This window comes from Streptomyces sp. NPDC052721 (assembly GCF_040678315.1).
Classification (GTDB): Bacteria; Actinomycetota; Actinomycetes; order Streptomycetales; family Streptomycetaceae; genus Streptomyces.
Window position 1 is genome coordinate 19,872 of sequence record NZ_JBFATL010000066.1, and the last position, 7,389, is coordinate 27,260.

7 protein-coding genes and 1 riboswitch are annotated in these 7,389 nt (G+C 68.7%); of the genes, 2 read left to right on the top strand and 5 right to left on the bottom strand.

Going from position 1 to position 7,389, the window contains the following annotated elements:
- Positions 1-15 precede the first annotated feature (15 nt).
- From AB0L21_RS37435 to AB0L21_RS37455, 5 genes are all read right to left on the bottom strand, one after another.
- On the bottom strand, positions 16-1,035 hold the full coding sequence (locus AB0L21_RS37435) for an ABC transporter ATP-binding protein (RefSeq protein ID WP_365788523.1): 1,020 nt from the start codon (positions 1,033-1,035) through the stop codon (positions 16-18).
- The gene (locus AB0L21_RS37440; protein WP_365788524.1) at positions 1,036-2,637 is read right to left on the bottom strand and encodes an iron ABC transporter permease; all 1,602 of its coding nucleotides are present in this window, start codon (positions 2,635-2,637) and stop codon (positions 1,036-1,038) included.
- 44 nt (positions 2,638-2,681) lie between these two features.
- Positions 2,682-3,755, bottom strand: a complete 1,074-nt coding sequence (locus tag AB0L21_RS37445; RefSeq protein ID WP_365788525.1) for a thiamine ABC transporter substrate-binding protein — start codon at positions 3,753-3,755, stop codon at positions 2,682-2,684.
- A gap of 81 nt (positions 3,756-3,836) precedes the next feature.
- A riboswitch (TPP riboswitch) is annotated at positions 3,837-3,944 on the bottom strand.
- Positions 3,945-3,967: 23 nt separating this feature from the next.
- Positions 3,968-5,074 carry a 23S rRNA (adenine(2503)-C(2))-methyltransferase RlmN gene (gene rlmN, locus AB0L21_RS37450; RefSeq protein WP_365702920.1) on the bottom strand — a complete coding sequence of 369 codons (1,107 nt, stop codon included), beginning with the start codon at positions 5,072-5,074 and terminating at the stop codon, positions 3,968-3,970.
- Between the two features lie 170 nt (positions 5,075-5,244).
- Positions 5,245-5,871, bottom strand: a complete 627-nt coding sequence (locus AB0L21_RS37455) for a hypothetical protein (protein WP_365788526.1) — start codon at positions 5,869-5,871, stop codon at positions 5,245-5,247.
- Between the two features lie 419 nt (positions 5,872-6,290).
- On the opposite strand from AB0L21_RS37455, the gene AB0L21_RS37460 reads away from it, so the two are divergent.
- Together AB0L21_RS37460 and AB0L21_RS37465 are read left to right on the top strand one after the other, a co-directional pair.
- On the top strand, positions 6,291-6,863 hold the full coding sequence (locus AB0L21_RS37460) for a hypothetical protein (RefSeq protein ID WP_365788527.1): 573 nt from the start codon (positions 6,291-6,293) through the stop codon (positions 6,861-6,863).
- The gene (locus tag AB0L21_RS37465; protein WP_365788528.1) at positions 6,860-7,126 is read left to right on the top strand and encodes a hypothetical protein; all 267 of its coding nucleotides are present in this window, start codon (positions 6,860-6,862) and stop codon (positions 7,124-7,126) included. Before AB0L21_RS37460 ends, AB0L21_RS37465 begins: the two co-directional genes overlap by 4 nt.
- The last annotated feature ends 263 nt before the right edge of the window (positions 7,127-7,389 follow it).

Here is a 7,389-nt window from a genome sequence, read left to right on the forward strand (position 1 = left end):
CTAGAGGCGCGATGATCAGTCGAGCACGACGGTTTCGGCCACGTCGAACTCCACGCCGACCAGGGCACCGGGCTCCGGCGCGTCCCGCAGCGGGCAGGCGGCCTCCAGCCGGGGACCGTCCGCCGGCTGGAGGTGGACGGCCACATGGGTGCCCTTGAAGGTGCGGGCGGTCACCGTGCACACCAGGCCCTCGTCGGCGGGCACGAGCCGGACGCCGGCGGGCCGGACGAGGACCGTCCGGTGGCCCTGCGCGGAGCCGTCGGGCACCGGCAGCTTGCCCCACGGGCTGTCGGCGGCCGTACCGGCGACGGTCGCCGGTACCACGTTCTCGAAGCCGAGGAAGCGGGCCACGAACGCGTCGGCGGGCCGCTGCCACACCTCGAGCGGCGTGCCGGTCTGCGCGATCCGCCCGTCCCGCATCACCACCACCCGGTCGGCCAGCGCGAACGCCTCGCCCTGGTCGTGGGTCACGGCGAGCACGGTCGTCCCCAGCCGGCCGAACAACTCCCGCAGTTCCACCACCAGCCGCTCCCGCAGCGAGCGGTCCAGCTGGCCCAGCGGTTCGTCCAGCATGAGCAGCCGGGGGCGGGGCGCGAGCGCCCGGGCGAGGGCCACGCGCTGCTGCTCCCCGCCGGACAGCGAGGCCACCGCCCGCCGGGCGGCACCGGGCAGCCCGACCAGCTCCAGCAACTGGCCCACCTCGGCGTCCCGTTCACCCTTGGCGACGCCGTGCATGCGCAGCCCGAACGCGACGTTCGCGCCGACGTCCCGCTGCGGGAACAACTGGTGGTCCTGGAACATCAGTCCCACGCCCCGCCGGTGCGCGGGGACGCCCGCCTGGTCCCGGCCGTCGAGCAGGATCCGTCCGCCGGACAGGGGCTGGAGCCCGGCCACGGCCCGCAGCAGGGTCGACTTGCCGCTGCCGCTGGGTCCGAGGACGCACACCACCTCGTGCTCCGCGACATCGAGGCCGACGGCGTCGAGCACGGCCCGCCCGCCGAAGCGCACGGTCGCGGCATCCAGGCTCAGCAGCATCTAGAACTCCCCCGTCCGGTCGGTCCGCAGCCGCTCCAGGATCAGCAGCGCGGCGGCGCACACCACCATCAGAATCGTCGAAAGGGCCATCGCCTGGCCGTAGTTGAGATCACCGGGGCGGCTGAGCAGCCGGGCCACCGCGACCGGGAGCGTCGGGTTGTCGGGCCGGGCGATGAACACGGTCGCCCCGAACTCGCCGAGCGACACGGCGAACGCGAAGCCGGACGCGACCAGCAGCGCCCTCCGCACCAGCGGCAGGTCCACCTCCCGCCACACCCGCCAGGGCGAGGCGCCGAGCACGGACGCCGCCTCCCTGAGCCGGACGTCCACCGCGCGCAGCACGGGCAGCATGGTCCGTACGACGAACGGGGCGCCGACCAGCGCCTGGGCCAGCGGCACCAGGATCCACGACTGACGCAGGTCCAGCGGCGGCTTGTCGAGCGCGATCAGGAAGCCGAAGCCGACGGTCACGGCGGAGACGCCGAGCGGCAGCATGAGCAGGGCGTCGAAGCCCCGTACCAGCCGTCCCGCGTCCCGCCGGGCCAGCGCGCCGGCGGCGAGACCGCCGATCACCACGGCGATGGCGGTGGCCGCGACCGCGTACTCCAGCGAGGTCCACACCGCGTGCACGGGCGCCACCAGGAACGTACCGCCGTCCGCGTGGGTCAGCGCCCGGTAGTAGCCGAGGCCGGGCGCGTCCAGGGAACGGCGGACGAGGACGGCGAGCGGCAGGACCAGCAGCAGGGCGATGGTGACGAGGACACCGGCGAGCAGCGCCCACTGGCCGGCGCCGCGCGGGCGCCGGACGGTCGTGTCCGGGTCCACGAGCCTGAGGGCGCTCTCCCGGCGCCGTACCGTCCAGGCGTGCACGGCGAGGACCGCGCCGACGGCCGCGAACTGGACCAGGGTGAGGACGGCGGCCGTGGACAGGTCGAAGACCTCTGAGGTCTGCCGGTAGATCTCCACTTCGAGGGTGGAGAAGGCGGGGCCGCCGAGGATCTGCACCACACCGAAGGAGGTGAAGGTGAACAGGAACACCATCAGGGCGGCTGCGGCCACGGCGGGCGCGAGCGCGGGGAGGGTGACCTTCCGCCAGGCCGTCAGCGGGGAGGCGCCCAGCATCCGCGCGGCCTGCTCCTGCCGGGGGTCGAGCTGCGCCCACAGCCCGCCGACCGTCCGGACGACGACCGCGAAGTTGAAGAAGACGTGGGCCAGCAGGATCGCCCACACCGTGGTGTCCAGCCGTACCCCCCACAGCTCGTCCAGCAGCCCGCCCCGGCCGGCCAGCGCCAGGAAGGCGCTGCCCGCGACGACGGTCGGCAGCACGAACGGGACGGTGACGACTGCGCGCAGCAGCTGCTTGCCCGGGAAGTCGAGGCGGGCGAAGACGTAGCCTGCGGGCAGGGCGAGCAGCAGGGTGAGCGCGGTGGAGGCGAGCGCCTGCCAGGTGGTGAACCACAGCACGTGCCGGATGTCCGGCTGGGTGACGACGTCCGCGATCCGCCCGAGGTGCCAGGCGCCGTCCGTCTTCAGCCCGCGCGCGACGATCGCGGTGACGGGCCAGGCGAAGAACAGCGCGAAGAACGCGACGGGCAGGGCCATGAGGCCGAGCCGCGCCGCGTTCCCCCTACGGCGCTTGCGGGTCGCTACTTCAGTACGAGCGAGGTCCACGACTTGACCCACTGATCACGGTTGGCGGCGATCTTGCCGGGGGCCATGGTCTCGGGGTCCTTGGCGGCCGGCCCGTACTCGGTGAACTCGGCGGGGACCTCGGCGCCCTGCAGCACCGGGTAGACGAACATGTTCAGCGGCATGTCCTCCTGGAACTCCTTGGAGACCAGGAAGTCGATGAAGGCCTTGGCGCCCTTGGGGTTCTTCGCGTTGCTCAGCAGCCCGGCGAACTCGGTCTGCCGGAAGCAGGTGCCGGTCGCGACGCCGGTCGGGGCGGTGGCGGGCCGCTTCTTGGCGTAGATCACCTCGGCGGGCGGCGAGGAGGCGTACGACACCACGAGCGGCCGGTCGCCGCCCGCCTTCTTCCCCTGCGACGAGCCCGAGAACTCCTCGTAGTAGGCCTGGTCCCAGCCGTCGACGACCTTCACGCCGTTGGCCTTGAGCTTCTTCCAGTAGTCCTGCCATCCCCCGTCGCCGAACTGCGCGGCGCTGCCGAGCAGGAAGCCGAGACCGGGCGAGGACGTGGCGGCGTTCTCCGTGACCAGGAGGTTCTTGTACTGCGGCTTGGCCAGGTCGGCGAAGGACTGCGGCGGGGTCAGCCTGTGCTCGCTGAAGTACGCCTTGTCGTAGTTGACGCAGATGTCGCCGTAGTCGATCGGCGTGACCCGGTGCTTGTCCTTGTCGAGCTGGTAGGCGGCGCCGACCTTGTCCAGGCCCTTGGCGGTGTACGGCTGGAAGAGGCCGTTGTCGAGGGCGCGGGAGAGCAGGGTGTTGTCGACGCCGAAGAAGACGTCGCCCTGCGGGTTGTCCTTGGTCAGGATCGCCTTGTTGACGGCCTGCCCGGCGTCGCCGTCCTCGAGGACCCTGACCTTGTACCCGGACTGCTTCTCGAAGTCCTTGAGGACCTTCTTCGAGACGGCCCACGAGTTGTGGCTGACCAGGGTGACCGTCTTGGAGTCCGTGCCGCTCTTCGTGTCCGTCGAGCCGCACGCCGACAGTGTGATCAGGCCGAGCCCGACCGCGACGGCCACGAGGGTCTTGTTGTGCACTGGATGTCCTCCTGGAGTTGGCCAGGAAGAGACGCGGCCCTGCCCGGGCTCCGCTGGGGAGGCCCGGGCAGGGCGCAACAGCTTGAGTGATGACCGAACTTCCTACCCAGAATGACCTGGGCGAGGTTCAGAGGGTCTGCGGCCCGGTTGCCGCACTCTCAGCGCTGTGGCGCTCCCCTGTCGGAATATGAAGATATGTGGACGGGGTCAGATTACCGCTCGGTGGCCGCGAGCTGACCGCAGGCCCCGTCGATCTCCTGTCCACGGGTGTCCCGGACGGTGACGGGCACGCCGTGCGCGGCGATGGCCTCCACGAACGCCTTCTCGTCCTCCGGCCGCGACGCGGTCCACTTCGACCCCGGCGTCGGGTTCAGGGGGATGAGGTTGACGTGCACGGGCCTGCCCTTCAGCAGCCGCCCGAGCCTGTCCCCCCGCCACGCCTGGTCGTTGATGTCGCGGATGAGCGCGTACTCGATGGACAGCCGGCGCCCGGACTTCTCGGTGTACTCGAAGCCGGCGTCCAGCACCTCGCGCACCTTCCACCGCGTGTTCACGGGGACCAGGGTGTCGCGCAGCTCGTCGTCGGGGGCGTGCAGGGAGATCGCGAGCCGGCACTTGAAGCCCTCGTCGGCGAACCGGTGGATGGCCGGCACGAGCCCGACGGTGGAGACGGTGATCCCGCGCTGCGAGAGACCGAGCCCGTCCGGGGCCGGGTCGGTGAGCGCCCGGATGGCGCCGACGACCCGCTTGTAGTTGGCGAGGGGCTCGCCCATCCCCATGAAGACGATGTTGGACAGCCGCGCGGGCCCACCGGGCACCTCCCCGTCCCGCAGCGCCCGCATCCCGTCCACGATCTGGTGGACGATCTCCGCGGTGGACAGGTTCCGGTCCAGCCCCGCCTGCCCGGTCGCGCAGAACGGGCAGTTCATACCGCACCCGGCCTGCGAGCTGATGCACATGGTGACCCGGTCCGGGTACCGCATGAGCACGGACTCGACCAGCGTCCCGTCGAACAGCCGCCACAGCGTCTTGCGCGTGGTCCCCTGGTCGGTGGACAGATGCCGGACGACGGTCATCAGCTCCGGGAACAGCGCTTCCTGGAGCTTGGCGCGGGAACCGGCGGGAATGTCGGTCCACTGCTCCGGATCGTGCGCGTACCGCGCGAAGTAGTGCTGCGAGAGCTGCTTGGCACGGAACGGCTTCTCACCGATCCCGGCCACCGCGTCCTTGCGCTCGGCGGGCGTGAGGTCGGCGAGATGCCGCGGCGGCTTCTTGGCTCCGCGCGGCGCGACGAAAGTGAGTTCTCCGGGCTTGGGCATGGTGGTTCCAGTGTCGCAGATCATCTCCGGGGCCCCAGGCCAGAGCGGGGTGGGGGTGGTCACCCGCGGGTGCCGGCTGTCAGCGTTGGTCGGCCTCGGACGGCCCAGGGACGGCCCAGGACTCAGTCAGCGTCCGACCGGCCGTGTGCAGGCAGCGGTGCCACCGCCCGTCACTCCAACTGCACGGGAGCGACCGGGAGCTGTTCCCTGTAGGGCCATGTGAAGGTGCGGTCGGGTTCGAGGTGGGCGTCCCCCCAGTGGATGGCATGGATGCCGTTTTCCGCGTCGGCCGTGAAGAACACACAGACCAACCTGGTGGAAGCTCCCAGTTCCTCGAACGCTTCGTGAAGCCCCAGGTACTCCTCGGTCGCCAAGTCCTCATCGACGTCGAACAGGCCTGCCGGGGGCTGCGGCCCGTGCGCCCGGAACAGCCGGTGCCGAGTGGGCGACGCATTGGCGGGCAATCGGGCTCGGTCCAGGGGCCTCGGCCTGTCCGCGTACCGGAACGGGAAGAGTGCGTGATTGTTGATCACCGCGTACTCGTACCCGCGCACGTCTCGCACGGCTTCCCCCAGCTCGCGCGCCGTCTGCGCCAGGTTCTCGCGCACCACCCCCGCAAGGGCGACGCCGTATGGACTCCGCTTCTTCAGCCCCGCAGCGAGGTGCGCGGCATGAGCCTTCCCGTGCGCCTTGGCCAGTTGCACCGGGACCGCAGCGGCAAGCGCGCCGGCATGCCGCCCAAACCGCTCGACGGCCCAGGCCGACGGCCCCACCGGATAGCCACCCAACACCGACATGCAGTGCTCCCCTCCCCCAGGTCCCGCCTCTGAACTGTGTGACACGCACACGAAGGGCGCACAAGGGGGCGATCCGGCCAGGGCGCGGCCGCGAACGCTCGTCTCTCAGAACAGCCACAACTGATCACGGGCGGCCGTGACCTGCGGCCGCGTTATCGATCAACGCCCTGACCTGCTGCTGAGCTGTCGGCAGCTGTCGACGTTGGTCATCGTTGAGCGCCCTTCCACGGCCCGAGGAGGGCCCGGGAGGGCGCTCAGGCTTGTGAGCGTTACGGTGCCTGGGCAACCGCGAGATCTGACGGTTCCTACTGAGCGCCCTGAACCTCGATCAACAGACGGTGATCAGAAGTACACTGAGTGCCGCGAATGTGGGTTGGGAGGGGGCACACATATGTGGCATTGCGCTTGGACGGAGTCTGATGTCTGAGACGGCAGACTCCCAGCAGTCCCAAAGGGGCGCTGCTGGAACGACTGATCAGTCAGTAGCGGGGCAGGGCGATAGGAGCACATCAGATGATGCTGTTTCGCTGCCCATTTCAGGCGCTACGGCTAACGCGGTTCGCTCGCTGAGTACTCGAGAAGAAGCCCTCAGTAAAGTGATGCACTGGCTGTTCTTCGGTGTCATCTTTGCGGTAATGCCGATTCTTGCGGGAATGCTGATCAATGGAAGCCGTGGCAAAGGCCTCGGCTTCTGGGATCTCATCGGGCGTGGTGAATTGCTAATTGTGACGGCAGGGTTGGCTGCCGCGGCAGCCGGGCAGATTCTCACCAAGAGGACGCCGCGGCGCAAGTTAATTGCCAACGTCCTGGCCTTCGGAAACATTGTGATCGCTTGTTTGACGTCAATCGTTTTCGCGAACATATCGTCCGGTCTTCAAGATAACGATCAGATTGATCAACATGCCGTTGGGATTCAGTCCCTATGGTTCTTTGGCATTACGTTCATAACGGCCGGCAGCAGTGCTCTGATCGTTGAGCTGGAGGAGCTGTGACACTCGCTGGTGGGCTCCTCGACGTGTTGAGCATCGCATTCAGCTCAGGCGTTTCTCTTGCTACTTTCGTCACTGCCATTTTCGCCTGGAGGGCCGCCCGAAATCGGAGCCCGAAAATCACCGTTCGGCGAGGAGATACACAATTCACGCTCAATGCGGAAGAGGTTGACCCCGAAGTGCTGCAATCGCTTCTGCGGCAACTCGATACAGAGGGATCTAATGGCGAAAAGAAGACTGCGCGAGATGATTCTGATATCCCATAGTGCGTAGTCGCGCGCGATAGGGTGATTCGATGTAGGTCGGCGGAGCGGCTTTGGGCTGGAGCTGCTTTGGGGCGAGTGATCATGGCCCCGTAAGCTTCCGGCGAGTCGGGCAGTCTGTGGACCTGCCCGTAAAGCACGACGTTGGGGCCATGATCTTAGAGGCTCGCCCCAAAGTGGCTGCCTAACTGCCTGTTCTCTATCCGCTTGCGTGGTCGGCTGGGTTCGAACAGCGTCCTGGATCGAGTGAGTCGGCCGATGCCGGG